The 17,609-nt window shown below is 55.8% G+C and carries 16 protein-coding genes and 2 tRNA genes; 5 read left to right on the top strand and 13 right to left on the bottom strand.

Features of this window, described 5'->3' with window-relative positions:
- The first annotated feature begins 1 nt into the window (after position 1).
- Genes WE862_RS08975 through WE862_RS08955 form a run of 5 tightly spaced genes read left to right on the top strand, consistent with a single transcriptional unit; the run spans position 2 to position 4,780 of the window.
- On the top strand, positions 2–571 hold the full coding sequence (locus tag WE862_RS08975; RefSeq protein WP_042032153.1) for a chemotaxis protein CheW: 570 nt from the start codon (positions 2–4) through the stop codon (positions 569–571).
- Between the two features lie 41 nt (positions 572–612).
- Positions 613–2,367 (top strand): methyl-accepting chemotaxis protein, encoded by a 1,755-nt coding sequence (locus WE862_RS08970; RefSeq protein ID WP_042032154.1) that lies wholly within the window; start codon positions 613–615, stop codon positions 2,365–2,367.
- A gap of 57 nt (positions 2,368–2,424) precedes the next feature.
- The gene (locus WE862_RS08965) at positions 2,425–3,228 is read left to right on the top strand and encodes a CheR family methyltransferase (protein WP_033114166.1); all 804 of its coding nucleotides are present in this window, start codon (positions 2,425–2,427) and stop codon (positions 3,226–3,228) included.
- Between the two features lie 5 nt (positions 3,229–3,233).
- A complete protein-coding gene (gene cheD, locus WE862_RS08960; RefSeq protein WP_042032155.1) occupies positions 3,234–3,725 on the top strand; it encodes a chemoreceptor glutamine deamidase CheD in 492 nt (163 codons plus the stop codon).
- Entirely contained in the window at positions 3,722–4,780 is a 1,059-nt protein-coding gene (locus tag WE862_RS08955; RefSeq protein ID WP_041207986.1) for a protein-glutamate methylesterase/protein-glutamine glutaminase, read from the top strand. The genes cheD and WE862_RS08955 overlap by 4 nt, the downstream gene beginning before the upstream one ends.
- 106 nt (positions 4,781–4,886) lie before the next feature.
- On the opposite strand, the gene pnp is transcribed toward WE862_RS08955, so the two are convergent.
- From pnp to folP, 13 genes are all read right to left on the bottom strand, one after another.
- Positions 4,887–7,028, bottom strand: coding sequence for a polyribonucleotide nucleotidyltransferase (gene pnp, locus WE862_RS08950; RefSeq protein WP_042032156.1), 2,142 nt, complete (start codon positions 7,026–7,028; stop codon positions 4,887–4,889).
- A gap of 169 nt (positions 7,029–7,197) precedes the next feature.
- A complete protein-coding gene (rpsO, locus tag WE862_RS08945) occupies positions 7,198–7,467 on the bottom strand; it encodes a 30S ribosomal protein S15 (RefSeq protein WP_005338797.1) in 270 nt (89 codons plus the stop codon).
- Between the two features lie 145 nt (positions 7,468–7,612).
- Positions 7,613–8,563 (bottom strand): tRNA pseudouridine(55) synthase TruB, encoded by a 951-nt coding sequence (gene truB / locus WE862_RS08940; protein ID WP_033114162.1) that lies wholly within the window; start codon positions 8,561–8,563, stop codon positions 7,613–7,615.
- Position 8,564: 1 nt separating this feature from the next.
- Positions 8,565–9,002, bottom strand: a complete 438-nt coding sequence (gene rbfA, locus WE862_RS08935; protein WP_041207984.1) for a 30S ribosome-binding factor RbfA — start codon at positions 9,000–9,002, stop codon at positions 8,565–8,567.
- A 55-nt stretch (positions 9,003–9,057) separates the two neighbouring features.
- Positions 9,058–11,760, bottom strand: coding sequence for a translation initiation factor IF-2 (gene infB, locus WE862_RS08930; RefSeq protein ID WP_033114160.1), 2,703 nt, complete (start codon positions 11,758–11,760; stop codon positions 9,058–9,060).
- 24 nt (positions 11,761–11,784) lie between these two features.
- Positions 11,785–13,284: a transcription termination factor NusA gene (gene nusA, locus WE862_RS08925; protein WP_041207982.1), complete on the bottom strand. Its 1,500-nt coding sequence runs from the start codon at positions 13,282–13,284 to the stop codon at positions 11,785–11,787.
- A gap of 14 nt (positions 13,285–13,298) precedes the next feature.
- Positions 13,299–13,757: a ribosome maturation factor RimP gene (gene rimP, locus WE862_RS08920; protein WP_005343544.1), complete on the bottom strand. Its 459-nt coding sequence runs from the start codon at positions 13,755–13,757 to the stop codon at positions 13,299–13,301.
- Positions 13,758–13,923: 166 nt separating this feature from the next.
- A tRNA-Met gene (locus WE862_RS08915) sits at positions 13,924–14,000 on the bottom strand.
- Between the two features lie 92 nt (positions 14,001–14,092).
- Positions 14,093–14,177, bottom strand: a tRNA-Leu gene (locus WE862_RS08910).
- A gap of 7 nt (positions 14,178–14,184) precedes the next feature.
- A complete protein-coding gene (secG, locus tag WE862_RS08905) occupies positions 14,185–14,511 on the bottom strand; it encodes a preprotein translocase subunit SecG (protein WP_005343541.1) in 327 nt (108 codons plus the stop codon).
- Positions 14,512–15,276: a triose-phosphate isomerase gene (gene tpiA / locus WE862_RS08900; RefSeq protein WP_042032157.1), complete on the bottom strand. Its 765-nt coding sequence runs from the start codon at positions 15,274–15,276 to the stop codon at positions 14,512–14,514. It lies immediately after the preceding gene.
- Positions 15,277–15,407: 131 nt separating this feature from the next.
- Positions 15,408–16,742 carry a phosphoglucosamine mutase gene (gene glmM / locus WE862_RS08895; protein ID WP_042032158.1) on the bottom strand — a complete coding sequence of 445 codons (1,335 nt, stop codon included), beginning with the start codon at positions 16,740–16,742 and terminating at the stop codon, positions 15,408–15,410.
- A 16-nt stretch (positions 16,743–16,758) separates the two neighbouring features.
- The gene (folP, locus tag WE862_RS08890; RefSeq protein WP_042032159.1) at positions 16,759–17,604 is read right to left on the bottom strand and encodes a dihydropteroate synthase; all 846 of its coding nucleotides are present in this window, start codon (positions 17,602–17,604) and stop codon (positions 16,759–16,761) included.
- Between the last annotated feature and the right edge of the window lie 5 nt (positions 17,605–17,609).

The raw sequence follows: 17,609 nt of genomic DNA, 5'->3' as shown, positions 1-17,609 counted from the left end.
CATGAACAGTTCAACCAATATCACGCTGCCGCCGGCAACATTGAACGAACAATCAGGCGACGCCCAGTACCTGACATTTCTGATTAACAACGAGATGTTTGCCATCAATATTTTGGGCGTCAAAGAGATCATCGAATACGGCAACATTACTCCCATTCCCATGATGCCAAGCTTTATACGCGGGGTGATCAATCTGAGGGGATCTGTGGTATCTGTCGTGGATCTGAGTGCCCGTTTTGGCTGCGCTCCCTCAAACATTACGCGCAGAAGTTGCATAGTCATCATTGAAGGCATGCCGCAGCAAGGCGATGAGCCGGCTGGTCATGACATCGGTGTTGTAGTCGATTCAGTATCTGAAGTACTAGGCATCCCCCCATCCGACATCGAACCGCCCCCCAGTTTTGGCGCAAAAATCAGAGCTGACTTCATCAGCGGAATGGGCAAGGTGAATGGCAAGTTCGTCATTCTGATCGACACCGAAAAAGTCCTGTCACTGGAAGAGATGGCCCAGCTCAACGAAATAACCCAGCCGCAGGCTCGTTTACCGCAGAGTAATCTGCAACTTTCCTGAACCGGTATCTACACCATGACATGCAGCAAAAGGACAAGCTCATGACTCAATCACTCTTTGGCAAACTCTTCGGCAACGCTACAGCAGAAGCCCACCAGCAGGCTCGGCTACTGACATCTATCAAACAGATCCAGCAAGCATTTATCGAAGATACATCGCCCAGCACTCTCGATCTCTCCGGTTTTAATGGCGCATTACTAGAGACCGGCCACAGCATCAATGAACTTGTCACTCTGATGAACGACAAACTGGAGAGCTACAGGGAGGAGCTTAATAACAATCAGGTCCTCCTCCATGAAAACCGGCTGGTTCGCAAAGCACTAGACTGCGCCACGACCAATGTGATGATCGCCGATACCAATTTCGACATCATCTACATGAACGAGGCAGTGACCGAGATGCTCAATGCGGCTGAAGGGGATATCAAAAAGGAGCTCTATAGCTTCAACGCCAACCAGTTAATGGGTGCAAACATTGATAGCTTTCACAAGCATCCTGGTCACCAGCGTGCCATGCTGGCCAAATTGAGCAGCACCTATCGCACCCAAATCAAGCTGGGGGGGAGAACCTTCTCTCTGATCGCCAATCCGGTCTTCAATGACAATGGCGAACGACTTGGCGCCGTTGTCGAATGGGCAGACAGAACCAAGGAGGTGACTATAGAGAGAGAGATGTCTGATCTCGTGCAAGCAGTCATCAACGGCGAACTGCACCACCGTATGGATCTGGCAGGAAAGAGCGGTTTTTTCCAAGCGATGGGGGAAGGAATAAACCAGATTGCCGAAGTGATCGACAGTACGCTGAGCGATGTCATCCGGATAGTTCAGTCTTTGGCTAAAGGAGACCTTACCCAGCATATCGAGGCCGATTACCCCGGTATATTCGGTACCACCAAGGATGCTCTCAACAAGACCATTACCTCCCTGACCAATATAGTGACAGAGGTGAGAAGTGCCTCGGATAACTTATCCAGCGCAGCCGAACAGGTTAGTGCCACAGCTCAATCCATCAGCCAGTCGAGTAGTGAACAAGCAGCCAGCATGGAGGAGACCAGCGCATCAATAGAGCAGATGAGTGCCAGCATCAACCAGAATACCGACAACGCCCAAATCACCGATGGCATGGCCAGCAAGGCTGCGAAAGAGGCGATAGAGGGTGGTGAGGCCGTCAAACTCACCGTTGATGCAATGAAGCAGATAGCCAAACGGATTGGCATCATCGACGACATCGCCTATCAAACCAACTTGCTGGCACTCAATGCGGCAATCGAAGCCGCTCGGGCAGGCGATCATGGCAAGGGCTTTGCCGTGGTCGCGGCTGAAGTGCGCAAGCTGGCCGAGCGCAGCCAGATCGCGGCACAAGAGATTGGTGAGCTCGCGTCCAGCAGTGTAGATATGGCTGAGAAGGCTGGGAACCTTCTGGATCAAATGGTGCCCTCTATCAACAAAACATCGGATCTTGTTCAGGAGATCAGTGCTGCATCCACTGAGCAATCAACCGGCGTCAGCCAGATCAACCTCGCCATGAACCAGCTCAGCCAGGTTACCCAGCAAAATGCATCCTGCAGCGAAGAGCTGGCGGCAACGGCGGAGGAGATGAGCACTCAGGCAGAACAACTACAACTTGCCATGGAGTTCTTCACTCTGGAGGAACCACACAAAGAGAACAAAGCCAGCGGTAAGACTCCGCATCACAATACCAAAGGACATTTCGTTACCGAGGGGAATAACAAAAACCAGGATCGATTAGCCGGTCAATCGCGTCCACTCAATGATTCTGATTTCGTCCGGTTTTAACCATGAGAAGAGAGGCATTGCCTCTCTTCTGAATATCTCTGGTGGAGGCATAGACACTTGTACCAAATCCAGCTGCATGATGACGAATTCTCCCGTTTCCAACGCTGGCTACATCAGACGGCGGGGATTGATATGTCCCCTGCCAAAAAAGCGCTGGTCGCCAGTCGGCTGGCAAAGCGGGTATGTCACTACGGGCTGGAAAGTTATGACGACTATTTTCAGTTCATCATGGCCGACAGGAGTGGCGAACTGCAACTGGCACTCGATCTGCTCACGACCAATGAAACCTACTTCTTCAGAGAACCCAAGCATTTTGATTTTCTGACCCAGCAGGTTCTCACCCACATACCGGCAGATCGCTCATTAAGGATCTGGAGTGCCGCCAGCTCCTCTGGTGAAGAGCCATACAGTCTTGCCATGACCCTGGCAGAGAAGCGGAACACACTAGGCTGGGAGATCCTGGCCTCGGATATCTCATCACGGGTGCTTGAGCAGGCGATGAGCGGGCGCTATCCAATAGAGCGTGCCCATAACATACCGCTCTCATTTTTGATGAAATACTGCCTCAAGGGCATCGGCCTGCAGGAGGGCATTTTCATCATTGATCGCAAGTTGCGGGAAAAAGTCCGTTTCATGCAGATCAACCTCAATCAGGAACTGCCCGACATTGGCATGTTTGACGTCATCTTCATCCGTAATGTCATGATCTACTTCAACAAGGAGACCAAAGCACAAGTATTGCAACGGTTGGTTCCCAAGCTGAAACATGGCGGCTATCTGCTGGTCAGCCATGCGGAAAGCCTGCACGGCTTGCCGCATGGTTTACAGCTTGTCTCTCCCTCCATCTACCAGAAGAGATAACCAGCATGGTACGGGAGGTGATCCTGCAACCGGGTGAGCTCTTCTTTGGCAAGGAAGATGTGCACATAAAAACCTTCCTTGGCTCCTGCGTTGCCATCACCTTGTGGCATCCGGAGCAGAAACAGGGCGGTATGTGCCATTACATGTTGCCAACCCGGGGAACACCCTCCACAGAGCTGGATGGGCGCTATGCCGATGAGGCCATCACCCTGCTGCTAAAGGCGATTGCCCAGTATCCCGCCCCCATTCATGAGTACGAGGTGAAGTTGTTTGGAGGGGGCAACATGTTTGACACACCAGAATACATCCAGAGCGACAACAATGTCGCCACCAGAAATATTCAGGCAGCCTGGCAGCTGACCAAACACCTGGGACTTGATATCAAGGCTCATCATCTTGGCCACTATGGCCACCGGAGTCTGATTTTCGAGCTCAATAGCGGTAGTGTCTGGCTACGCCATCATCGTCTGCCACATCAACGGGAGTCGCGAGAATGAAACAGATCCGGGTCATGCTGGTGGATGATTCCGCCGTGGTCAGACAGGTCTTGCAAGCTGTGTTGGAGCAGGAGCCAGATATCAAGGTTATCGCAACAGCCTCAGACCCGATTTTTGCCCAGGACAAGCTGAAGAAAGAGTGGCCCGATGTCATCATCCTCGATGTGGAGATGCCACGAATGGATGGCATCACCTTTCTCACCAAGATCATGGCAGAGCACCCAACCCCGGTAGTTATCTGCTCCTCTCTGACCGAAAAAGGAGCTGAAACCACCCTGCAGGCAATGGCGGCCGGAGCGGTCGATATCATCACCAAACCAACCATGGGGATAAAGAGCTTCTTGCAGGAGTCAGCCCATGATCTGGCTATGGCAGTACGAGCCGCTGCGCAAGCCAACATCAAGCGGCTCGGCAAACCGGCGCCCCGCACGACCAATCCCAAACTCAATGCCGATGTCATGTTGTCCCCCAACCAGCACGCCATGGCACAAACCACCGAGCGGCTCATCGCCATCGGCACCTCCACGGGGGGCACCCAGGCGCTTGAGGCTGTCCTGACCGCCCTCCCACGGGTCAGTCCCGGCATCGTGATCGTGCAGCACATGCCGGAAAAATTTACCGCCATGTTTGCCGAGCGTCTCAACGGGGTGTGTCAGATAGAGGTAAGAGAAGCCAAGAACAATGACAGGGTGATCCCGGGACTGGCGCTGATCGCGCCGGGCGGCAAACACATGATGCTCAAGCGCAGCGGCGCTTATTACCACGTCGAAGTGGTCGATGGCCCTCTTATCAACCGTCATCGCCCCTCGGTAGATGTGTTGTTTCGCTCCGTAGCCAAATATGCCGGCAAGAACGCCACCGGCATCATTATGACCGGCATGGGGGATGATGGAGCCCGGGGGTTGCGCGAAATGCTGGACGCGGGAGCCAACACCTATGCCCAGGATGAAGCTTCCTGTGTTGTCTTCGGCATGCCCAAGGAGGCGATCAAACTCTCGGCAGCCCGCCATGTACTTCCTTTGCAGGAGATGCATCACGCCATCCTCGGCAGATAACTCCTTTGACCGGGATCTCCGCCATTGCCCATAAAAAAGTCCGGCTCCCCTTGGGGAGCCGGACTTTTTACTGCAACCGGAATCAGTCCGGTTTCAGACAAGCAGATTACTCTGCAGCAGGTGCTTCAGCAGCAACCGGCGCATCGGCAGCCGGAGCAGCTTCGGTCGGGGCGTTCGCTTCCTTGATGGAGAGACGTACGCGGCCCTGACGGTCCACTTCCAGTACCTTCACCTTCACCACGTCACCGATCTTCAGGTAGTCGGCTACGTTCTGCACGCGGGCATCGGTAATCTGGGAGATGTGAACCAGACCATCCTTGCCCGGCAGGATGTTGACGAAAGCACCGAAGTCAGCCAGACGAACAACCTTGCCTTCGTAGATGCGGTTCACTTCGATCTCGGCGGTGATGGCCTCGATACGGCGGATCGCTTCTTTGGCAGCGTCACCGTCAACGGCGGCGATACGGACAGTACCGTCATCATCCAGCTCGATGTTGGTGCCGGTCTCTTCGGTCAGGGCACGGATCACGGAGCCACCTTTACCGATGACATCCTTGATCTTCTCCGGGTTGATCTTGATGGTGTGGATGCGCGGGGCGAAATCGGAGATCTCGGCACGCGGCGCCTGGATGGCTTCGTCCATCACTTTCAGGATGTGCAGGCGAGCACCACGAGCTTGCTTCAGGGCAATCTCCATGATCTCTTTGGTGATGCCTTCGATCTTGATGTCCATCTGCAGTGCGGTCACACCTTCAGTGGTACCGGCAACCTTGAAGTCCATGTCGCCCAAGTGATCTTCGTCACCCAGGATGTCGGACAGCACGACGAAACCTTCTTCTTCCTTCACCAGACCCATGGCGATACCGGCAACGGAAGCCTTGATCGGGACACCCGCGTCCATCAGCGCCAGAGAGGAGCCACACACGGAGGCCATGGAGGAGGAACCGTTGGATTCGGTGATTTCAGAAACCACACGTACCACGTACGGGAACTCGTCGGCGCTCGGCATCACCGCAGCAACACCGCGCTTGGCCAGACGACCGTGACCGATTTCACGACGCTTCGGGCTACCCATCATGCCGGTCTCACCGACGCAGTATGGCGGGAAGTTGTAGTGCAGCATGAAGCGATCGGCGCGGTTGCCGGTCAGCTCATCAATGTTCTGGGCGTCACGCTCGGTACCCAGGGTCGCAACGACCATGGCCTGAGTTTCACCGCGGGTGAACAGGGCAGAACCGTGAGCACGCGGCAGAACGCCGGTAGCAACGGACAGGGCGCGGATCATTTCGGGATCGCGACCATCGATACGCGGCTCGCCACGTACGACACGACCACGAACGATGCGGCTTTCCAGGCTGTGGAACTCTTCGCCGATCTTCTTGGCATCTTCTTCCACGCCGGACGCGATAACTTGCTCAACCACACGGCCTTTGATGGCAGCGATGGTTTCGTAGCGAACAGCCTTCTCGGTGATGCGGTAGGCTTCACCCAGCTCGGCAGTGGCCAGCTCGGCAACCTTGGCTTTCAGCTCTTCGTTGACGGCAGGAGCAGCCCAATCCCACGGCTTGGTGCCGACAGCGGCAGCAAACTCGTTGATGGCGGAAATCACGGTCTGCATCTGCTCGTGACCGTATACCACGGCGCCCAGCATCACCTCTTCAGAGAGGATGGCCGCTTCGGATTCAACCATCAGCACGGCGTTGGCAGTACCGGCAACTACCAGATCCAGATCGCTCTGCGGCAGTTCGGTGGTGGTCGGGTTCAGTACGTACTGACCGTTCATGTAGCCTACGCGAGCTGCCCCGATCGGGCCGCTGAACGGGATACCGGAGATAGCCAGCGCTGCAGAAGCACCGATCATGGCAACGATATCGGGAGAGACAGCCGGATTCACGGACATTACGGTCGCAACGACCTGAACCTCATTGAAGAAGCCTTCCGGGAACAGCGGACGAATAGGACGGTCGATCAGGCGGGAGATGAGGGTCTCACCTTCGCTCGGACGACCTTCACGACGGAAGAAACCACCCGGGATACGACCAGCAGCATAGGTACGCTCCTGATAGTTAACGGTCAGCGGGAAGAAATCGCGGCCGTGATCAGCCTCTTTCTTGCCGACAACGGTCACAAATACGCAGGTATCGTCCATGCTGACCATAACGGCCGCAGTGGCTTGACGGGCCATCACACCGGTTTCCAGTGTGACGGTGTGTTGACCGTACTGGAATGACTTTACAATAGGATTCACGTGAATTTCCTTTTTACAATTTGGCTCTTTAAATTCGCGCACAAGTATACTTGATTCGATGCAAAAGGTAAGCGGCGACACGAATTCTGTGAGGGCGGCGACAACCTGCGAAGAGCAATAAAAAAGGGGAACCCGGAGGTTCCCCTTTTTCGCGAAATCTGATGGTCGATTAACGACGCAGACCCAGCTTGGCGATCAGAGCAGCATAACGCTCGGAATCTTTACGCTTCAGGTAGTCCAGCAGCTTACGACGCTGGGAAACCATGCGCAGCAGACCGCGACGACCGTGGTGATCCTTGGAGTGCTCCTTGAAGTGACCTTGCAGATGGTTGATCTGGGCAGTCAGCAGGGCAACTTGCACTTCGGGGGAGCCAGTGTCGTTGGCGCAACGAGCGTTGTCAGCAACGATTTGAGCTTTGATCTCAGCATTTAGAGACATGGTAATACTCCAGTAGAGTGTTTAAAGGTTCACAGCCAATCTCTAATTCAGCCGTGAAATGAGGGCGGTATAATAATCGTCCCCGCCCCTTTTCGCAATGATAAAGAGGCGAAACGGGAAAGAGATGCCCTATACCGCCAGAGGATCACTCCTCGTCGTGATAACGCACCAGTCGCTTGGGCGCGACACGGCCATCATCATCAATCTCGCCGACACCAATGAACTCGCGCTCCGGGCCGACAGTCATGCGAACCTGACCGCTGGCCGGTGCCCCCGGTACCTGTACCGCCTGACCCTGATTCACATAGGCGGCGACTACCGCCAGCATGTTCACCTCGGGCAGGGATGCCACGGCGGTATCCATCGGCAGCAGCAGCGGATCGAGCACTTCGCGCGGCGGAATGGTCTCGTTCTTGGCCTGCTCGAAGATGCACTCGAGCTGCTCCAGGGTCAGCATCCGCTCATAGGGATAGCTGGCAACCTGGGTACGGCGCAGCTGGGTGACGTGAGCGCCACAGCCCAGCACCTCGCCCAGATCATCGACCAGAGAGCGAATGTAGGTACCCTTGCTGCAGTGCACCTCCAGCTTCACCTCGTCCCCTTCGAAGCTGATCAGTTTCAGCTCGAAAATGGTGATGGGACGGGCTTCACGCTCAATCTCGATCCCCTCGCGGGCATACTCGTAGAGCGGACGGCCGTTGTGCTTGAGCGCGGAGTACATGGAGGGTACCTGCATGATCGGGCCGCGGAACTGGTCCAGCGCCTCGATCAGGGTACCCACAGCCACATTGACCGGGCGGGTCGCAACCACTTCACCATCGGAATCGCTGGTGTTGGTGCGCTCACCCAGTTTGGCCGTCACTTCGTAACGCTTGTCGGCATCCAGCAGGTACTGGGAAAACTTGGTGGCCTCGCCGAGGCAGATCGGCAGCATGCCGGTCGCCAGCGGATCCAGCGCACCGGTATGACCGGCCTTGGCGGCGTTATAGATGCGCTTGACCTTCTGCAACACATCGTTGGAGGTCAGGCCGGTCGGTTTGTCCAGCAGCAGAATGCCGTGAACATCACGGCCCTTGAAACGACGTCTTCGAGTCATCTCAGCCTTTATCCTCAGCGTTATCATCCGCAGCCACGTCGGACTCTTCGTCACGACCCGACTCCGCCATGCGGCGCTTGTCTTCACGGATGGTATTGGTCACCAGGTTGGAGAGACGCATCCCCTCAACCAGCGTCTGATCATAGAAAAAGCGCAGCTCGGGCACCACGCGCAGACGCATGGCACTGCCCAGCAGGCTACGGATGTAACCGGCCGCTTCGGTCAACGCCTTGAGTCCTTCATTGATGCGCTCGGCATCATTTTCCAGCTGCAAGAAGGTGACATAAATCTTGGCGTAGTTAAGGTCACGGGACACTTCCACATCGGAAACGGTCACCATGCCGATGCGCGGGTCTTTCACCTCGCGCTGCAGGATCAGCGCAATTTCACGCTGGATCTGCTGTCCGACCCGACGGGTCCGGCTGAATTCTCTGGCCATATTCTATCCTGCGATAAAAGGGGGCCATGGCCCCCTATTTTGTCTGACTCTCGGCTTACAGAGTCCGTTGGATTTCAACGGTCTCGTAAACTTCGATCTGGTCGCCTTCGCGTACGTCGTTGTAGTTCTTGACCGCGATACCACACTCGTAGCCGTTCTTGACTTCGTTGACGTCATCCTTGAAGCGACGCAGGGATTCCAGCTCGCCTTCATAGATAACCACGTTGTCGCGCAGAACGCGAATACGGTTGGAGCGCTTGACCACACCTTCGGTAACCATACAGCCGGCAACTGCGCCAAACTTCGGTGATTTGAAGACGCTGCGCACTTCGGCCAGACCGATGATCTCCTGACGATACTCGGGAGCCAGCTTGCCGCTCATGGCCTGCTTCACTTCGTCGATCAGGTCATAGATGACGGAGTAGTAACGCAGATCCAGGCTCTCGGCTTCGATAACCTTGCGAGCAGAAGCATCGGCACGCACGTTGAAGCCAACCAGGATGGCGCTGGATGCAGCAGCCAGAGTCGCGTCGGTTTCGGTGATACCACCTACGCCGGAACCCACGATCTTCACCTTTACTTCGTCGGTGGAGAGCTTGACCAGCGCATCGCAGATCGCTTCCACAGAACCCTGTACGTCGGCCTTGATCACCACGTTCACTTCGGAGACTTCGCCTTCGGTCATGTTGGAGAACATGTTCTCCAGCTTGGCCTTCTGCTGGCGAGCCAGTTTGACTTCGCGGAACTTGCCCTGACGGTAGAGCGCCACTTCGCGGGCTTTCTTCTCGTCACGAACCACAGTCGCTTCGTCACCGGCAGACGGAACACCGGACAGACCCAGGATTTCCACCGGCAGGGACGGACCCGCTTCCTTGATTTCGCGGCCCAGTTCGTCACGCATGGCACGGACACGACCGTATTCGAGACCACACAGAACGATGTCGCCCTGACGCAGAGTACCTTCCTGAACCAGCACGGTCGCAACCGGACCACGGCCCTTGTCAAGGAAGGATTCGATGACCACACCGTTGGCCATGCCGTCAACTACGGCTTTCAGCTCCAGCACTTCGGCCTGGATCAGAATGGCTTCCAGCAGGTCGTCGATGCCCTGGCCGGATTTGGCAGAAACGTGCACGAACTGGCAGTCTCCACCCCAATCTTCGGACATGACGTTGTAACGAGCCAGCTCGGTCTTGACGCGGTCCGGATCTGCTTCCGGCTTGTCGATCTTGTTGACGGCAACAACCAGCGGCACACCGGCAGCCTTGGCGTGCTGGATAGCTTCGATGGTCTGCGGCATCACGCCATCGTCAGCGGCAACAACCAGAACAACGATGTCGGTCGCCTTGGCACCACGAGCACGCATGGAGGTAAACGCCGCGTGACCCGGAGTATCCAGGAAGGTGATCATGCCGCTGTCGGTCTGAACATGGTAAGCACCGATGTGCTGGGTAATACCACCGGCTTCGCCAGCAGCAACCTTGGCCTTACGGATGTAGTCCAGCAGCGAGGTCTTGCCGTGGTCAACGTGACCCATGATGGTCACAACCGGCGCGCGCGGCTTGGCTTCGGAGGTCTCGTCACGATCGGACAGTACCGCCTCTTCCAGCTCGTTCTCGCGACGCAGCACAACCTTGTGACCCATCTCCTCGGCGACCAGCTGAGCGGTCTCCTGGTCGATCACCTGGTTGATGGTGGCCATGGCGCCCATCTTCATCATCACCTTGATGACTTCAACACCCTTGACGGCCATCTTGTTGGCCAGCTCGGCCACGGTGATGGTCTCGCCGATGATAACGTCACGGTTGACGGCAGCAGCAGGCTTGTTGAAGCCGTGCTTCATGGCGTTCGGGGTAGCAACCTTGCCACGCTTGCCCTTGCGAGCGCGCGGATCACGGGAGTTGCGGTCGTTGCGATCATCGTCGCGACGGCCTACTTTCTTCGGCCCCTTGGCGGCAGCGGCAGTACGACGGCTGCTCTCTTCCTTGCGATCCAGCTCATCTTCAGCAGCCTGGGCGTGCTTGGAGGTGGTCACATGGTAGTCGCTGCTCTCTTTGGCGCGAGCTGCTTCTTCTTCAGCCCAGCGGGCTGCATTCTGCTCTGCCATGACACGAGCCTCTTCGGCTTTCTTGGCGGCGAGCTCTTCAGCTTTTTGCAAAGCTGTCTGTTCCTGTTGGCGCTTCAGTTCTTCTGCTTCGCGCTTGGCCATCTTTTCTGCCTCTTGCTGAGCTGTGCTACTGGCTGCTTTGGCGGGCTGTTGAGCCTGTCGAGCCTTTTGTTGTGCCTCGATTCGCGCCTTTTCCTCAGCTTCACGACGAGCCTGCTCAGCCTCACGGCGAGCCTTCTCTTCCGCTTCGAGACGGGCCTTGTCTTCGGCCTCGCGACGAGCTTTTGCTTCTGCTTCCAAACGCGCTGTTTCCTCGGCTTCCGCCTGACGCTGTTCTTCTTCCAGCGCCGAACGTCTTACATAGGTGCGAGATTTGCGTACTTCTACCTGCACTTCTTTGTTCTTGCCGCCAGTACCCTGCACACTAATGGTGCTTTTGGTCTTGCGCTGCAAAGTCATGCGAGCAGGAGCGGCAACCTCGTCACCACCATGCTGTTTCTTCAAGTGTGCCAGCAGAGTCTGCTTTTCAGACTCGCTGACCATGTCGTCGGCCTTGCTCTTGCTGATACCGGCATCGACAAATTGCTGGAGAAGACGATCAACCGGTGTGTCGATGTCAGTGGCAAGTTGTTTGACTGATACTTCTGCCATTCATTTTCCTCCGTTTGATCTTACTTAAGACTGCTCTTCTCCGAACCAACAGATATTGCGAGCAGCCATAATGAGCTCACCAGCCTTCTCGGCAGTCAGCCCTTCAATACCAGCAAGGTCATCAATGCCTTGCTCAGCCAAATCTTCCAGGGTACCAACACCACGACCGGCCATAGCGTAAGCCAGTTCGCGACTCAGACCGTTCAGATTGAGCAGATCTTCAGACGGCTCGACGCCATCGAAGGACTCCTCTTTGGCCAGTGCCTTGGTGGTCAGGGCATCTTTGGCACGCTTGCGCAGCTCTTCGACCATGTCTTCATCCAGACCGTCGATAGCCAGCAGCTCGTTAACCGGTACGAAGGCGATCTCTTCCAGAGTGGAGAAGCCCTCTTCCATCAGCAGGCCGGCGAAATCGTCGTCGATGTCCAGAGTGCTGGTGAACAGGTTCATGATGCGGTCGTTTTCGGCCTGGTGCTTGGCACGCATGTCCTCGACGGTCATCACGTTCAGCTCCCAACCGGTCAGCTGGGAAGCCAGACGTACGTTCTGACCATTGCGACCGATGGCCTGAGCCAGGTTGGCAGCTTCCACGGCGATGTCCATGGTGTGGTTGTCTTCATCAACGATGATGGAGGCCACATCGGCAGGCGCCATGGCATTGATCACGTACTGGGCGGGGTTGTCATCGTACAGCACGATGTCGGCGCGCTCACCGCTCAACTCGGCGGAGACAGCTTGCACACGGGCGCCACGCATACCGATGCAGGCACCGATCGGGTCGATACGACGATCGTTGGTCTTCACCGCGATCTTGGCGCGGGAACCCGGATCACGGGCCGCGCCCATGATTTCGATCATCTCTTCACCGATTTCCGGTACTTCGATGCGGAACAGCTCTTTCAGGAAGTCAGGGCTGGAGCGGCTGACGAACAGCTGGGAACCACGCGCTTCCGGACGTACTGCATACAGCAGGCCGCGAACGCGGTCACCCGGACGGAAGGTTTCACGCGGCAGCATGTCGTCGCGGAAGATCACGGCCTCGGCATTGCTGCCCAGATCCAGGATCACGTTGTCGCGGTTGCTCTTCTTGACCACACCGCTGATGATGGTGCCTTCTTTGTCCTTGAACTGGTCAACGACTTGTGAACGCTCGGCTTCGCGCACTTTCTGCACGATAACCTGCTTGGCTGTCTGGGTAGTAATACGGTCGAAGGTGACAGAATCGATCTGGTCTTCAACGTACTCACCGATCTGGATCTCCGGCTGCTCGATTTGGGCTGCTTCCAGAGTGATCTCGGCGTATGGGTTCTCCATTGCGGCTTGATCCGCAATCACCACCCAACGGCGATAGGTGTCGTAGTCACCGGTCTTGCGATCGATTTCAACGCGCACTTCAATCTCGCCTTCATATTTCTTCTTGGTCGCAGTCGCCAGCGCAGTCTCCAGAGCCTGGAAGATCTTCTCGCGGGGTACAGCTTTCTCGTTGGATACTGCGTCAACGACCAGCAAAATCTCTTTATTCATATCCGATAGCCTCGTTAACCAAAGTTCGGCACAATGTTCGCTTTTTGGATATTGGTGAAAGCCAACACTTCGTCCTTACCATCTACCGTCAGAGTGATCATGTCGCCCTGCACGGCTTTGATTACGCCTTTGAACTTGCGGCGGTTGTTTGTTGCCATCCGAAGCGTTACCGCCGCCTCTTGGCCAACGTATTTTTCGAACTGGGCAACCTTGAACAGGGGGCGATCCAGACCCGGGGAAGATACCTCGAGGTAATACTCCTCGGTGATGGGATCTTCTACGTCCATAATGGCGCCAACCTGATGGCTGACCTCAGCACAGTTCTCAACGGTCACGCCCTGCTCGCCGTCGATATAGACGCGCAAGGTGGAGTGTTTACCCGCACGGATAAACTCAATACCCCAAAGTTCAAAACCCAAGGCAACGACCGGAGCCTCGAGCAGATCGGTCAAACGTTGTTCCAACGTAGCCAAAGTCACCCTCCGAAAAACAAAAAAAGGGCATAAAGCCCAGATAGAGATCGATTCAGAGTAAATCGCACATAACAAAAAGCCCCGATGTCAAATCGGGGCTTGGCGCTTTACCCTGATTGTCGCCTCGCAGCGACCGCCTTCCTGAGCGTAGGAAATGCGTGAAATTTGGTTGCGGGGGCCGGATTTGAACCGACGACCTTCGGGTTATGAGCCCGACGAGCTACCATGCTGCTCCACCCCGCGTCCGAAATCGTGCGAGATTATAGCCACTTCATTCTTTCTATACAAGACTGACTTGGCTATAACATCCCGGTTTACCCGGGTCACTGCTTAATTGGTGCCGTGGGCGGGACTCGAACCCGCACACCCTAGAGCACTACCCCCTCAAGATAGCGTGTCTACCAATTCCACCACCACGGCAAAACTCTTACTCGGGAACGTCAGTATCTTTCTTCACTGGCGCTTTGGTCTGCTCAACCTGTTGGGTTTGTTGCAGATTTTCCCATTCACTGCCCTGTTTGACCTTGTTGCTGGACATAGAGCCGAGCACCAGGCTGATTACGAAAAACAGAGTAGCCAAAATCGCTGTTGTTCGGGTCAGGAAACTGCCTGAACCACTGGAGCCGAATACTGTGTTCGATGCCCCTGCGCCGAAGGAGGCGCCCATATCAGCCCCTTTACCTTGCTGAATCATCACCAGACCAATCAGAGCCAGTGAAACCAGCAGATAAACGACCAAAAGAATCTCGTACATTTAACTTGCACCCTTTGCCGCTTCAACAATTCCTAAAAACGCATCGCTATCGAGACTTGCTCTGCCAATCAATCCGCCATCTACGTCGGGTTGGGCAAACAAATCTCTCGCATTGGTCGGCGTCACGCTCCCACCATAGATGATTCTGATCTTCTCACCTATTACCGGAGTATCCTCCGCCAAGCGACCACGAATAAAGGAATGAACCTCTTGTGCCTGCTCGGGTGTGGCGCATTTACCTGTACCTACAGCCCAAATCGGCTCGTAGGCGATGATAGCATTATCGAAAGCCATCGCGCCATTTTTCTCTATGACGATATCCAGCTCTTCTGCGATCACCTCGAAGGTTCTTCTCGCTTGCCTTGCTGCACCTGACTCACCCAAACAGAGGATGGGAATCAGACCTGCCGCTCTGGCTGCCGCAAACTTCTCTGCGACTATAAAGCTGGTCTCACCAAAGAGACGCCTGCGCTCGGAGTGCCCTACCAATACGTATCGACACCCTGCCTCGACCAGCATCTCACACGAGACTTCACCCGTGTAAGCGCCCGTCTCGTGCTGGCTCACATTCTGAGCCCCCAACCTTATCATCTTCTGCTCATTGAGCATTGAAGCGGTAAAGTCGAGATGCACATGGGATGGACAGAGAACAACATCTACATCACCATCAACACCTCTCAGGCACTGACTCGTAAACTGCTCTAACTGCGACCTACTACCGTGCAACTTCCAGTTGGCTGCTACAAACGGCTTGCGATGTCCCATCGGCAACTCCCTTGCGAAAGCGGGGCTGATAATATCCAGAGGATTGTCAGCTGACAAGTGCTATTTTCATTTTTTTGAATCGATTGAACAAGATACAACCAGGGCGGCTAAAAAGCCGCCCTGAGCGCTCGTTAAAACGCCGATTCAACCTGTTCGGCAATGCGCTGAGCCATATCACGCACCTGTTGCTCGTGCTCCCCTTCCACCATGACCCGGATTAGCGGTTCGGTACCTGATTTACGCAACAGCACTCGGCCACGACCGCCCAGCTCCTGTTCCACCTTGGCGACCTCCTGCTTGACTGCTTCTGCAGCCAGCGGATCCTTGCCTTCGGCAAAGCGGACATTCACCAGTACTTGCGGGAACTTGCTCATGCCGGAGCGCAACTTGGCCAACGGCATCTCGGCACTGCGCATGGCAGTGAGCACCTGCAGGGCGGCAACAATACCATCACCCGTGGTGGTCTGATCAAGACAGATGATGTGACCGGAGTTCTCGCCACCGATACGCCAGCCCTTCTCTTCCATCATTTCCAGCACGTAGCGGTCGCCCACCTTGGCGCGGGCAAACGGGATACCCAGTGTTTGCAACGCCAGTTCCAGACCCATGTTGGCCATCAGGGTACCGACGACACCGCCCTTGAGACGACCGTTGCGCAAGGCGTCCCGTGCGATGATGTAGAGGATCTCGTCACCGTCGATCAGGTAGCCGGTGTGATCCACCATGATCAGCCGATCACCGTCACCATCGAATGCCACACCTAGATCCGCCTTGCACTCCAGCACCTTGGCAACCAGTGCCTCGGGCGCAGTCGAGCCAACACCATCGTTGATATTGAGACCATCCGGAGAACAGCCCATGGTGATCACTTCAGCCCCCAGTTCACGGAACACAGAAGGCGCGATATGGTAGGTTGCACCGTGACCACAATCGACCACCATCTTCAACCCGTCCAGATTCATATTGGAAGGGAAGGTGCTCTTGCAGAACTCGATATAGCGGCCAGCAGCATCATCGATACGCAGCGCTTTGCCGAGCTCGGCAGACTCGACGCACTTGAGCTCGTGATCAAGCTCGGCTTCGATAGCCATCTCGACTTCATCAGGCAGTTTGGTGCCGTCGGCGGAGAAGAACTTGATGCCGTTGTCATAGAAGGGGTTGTGCGAGGCGCTGATAACGATGCCGGCCTCGGCACGGAAGGTGCGGGTCAGGTAGGCAACGGCCGGAGTGGGCATGGGGCCCATCAGTATGGCTTTGAGACCGGCGGCAGAGAGACCCGCTTCCAGCGCTGATTCCAGCATATAGCCAGAGATTCGGGTATCTTTGCCAATCAGCACCTTCTTGGTGCCCTTCTTGGAGAGCACCTTGCCCGCGGCCCAGCCCAGCTTCATTACAAAATCAGGGGTAATGGGATATTCGCCGACTTTGCCGCGCACACCATCTGTGCCGAAATACTTTCTTGCCATTGTCTGTTCTCTTTTATTATCTGGAAATAAAATCTTGTCCCGTCATGGCCTGCCAGCCAACCCGCAACGCATCCATGGTCTCCCGCACATCGTGAACCCTGATGATCCTGGCTCCGTGCTGCATGCCGATAAGGGCACAAGCCAGACTGCCAGCAAGACGTTCACCCACAGGGCGGTTCAGCAGGTTGCCTATCATAGACTTTCGAGACATTCCCACCAAGAGCGGAAGACCGTAGTCAAGCAACTCTTCCTGGGCGGCCAGCAGCTGATAGTTGTGTGCCAGCGTCTTGCCAAAACCGTAGCCCGGATCCAGTAGCAGCTGCTCACGGGCTATCCCGGCGGCCAGACAGGCTGCAATCCGCTCGTCAAAGAAGGCTTTCACCTCCCCGACCAGATCGTCATAGTGTGGCTCGACCTGCATGGTTCTCGGCTGCCCCTGCATATGCATCAGGCAAACCGGAACGCGCGCTTCAGCGGCAGCATCAAGCGCTCCCGGCTCCAGCAGCGCCCTCACATCGTTAATCAGATGAGCCCCAGCCTTGCAGCCTTCTCTCATCACTACCGCCTTGGAGGTGTCAAGCGAGAGCATCACATCACATTCGCTCACCAGTCGTTCAACAACCGGGATGACCCTGTCCAGCTCCTCCTGCTCGCTCACATCCGGCGCTCCCGGACGGGTTGACTCACCGCCAATGTCGATAAGGGTCGCCCCATCCGCCACCATTTGACGGGCATGGGCCACAGCCCGTTCAATCTGGTTGAAATGGCCGCCATCGGAGAAGGAGTCGGGAGTCACATTGAGGATCCCCATCACATGGGGACGTTCGAGAGAGAGGCTAAGCCCCTTGCTAATCAGCTGCATCTTCA

Source organism: Aeromonas jandaei (assembly GCF_037890695.1).
Taxonomy (GTDB): Bacteria; Pseudomonadota; Gammaproteobacteria; order Enterobacterales; family Aeromonadaceae; genus Aeromonas; species Aeromonas jandaei.
Note: the sequence above shows the minus strand (reverse complement) of the source record. Positions and strands in the feature narration are given on the sequence as shown.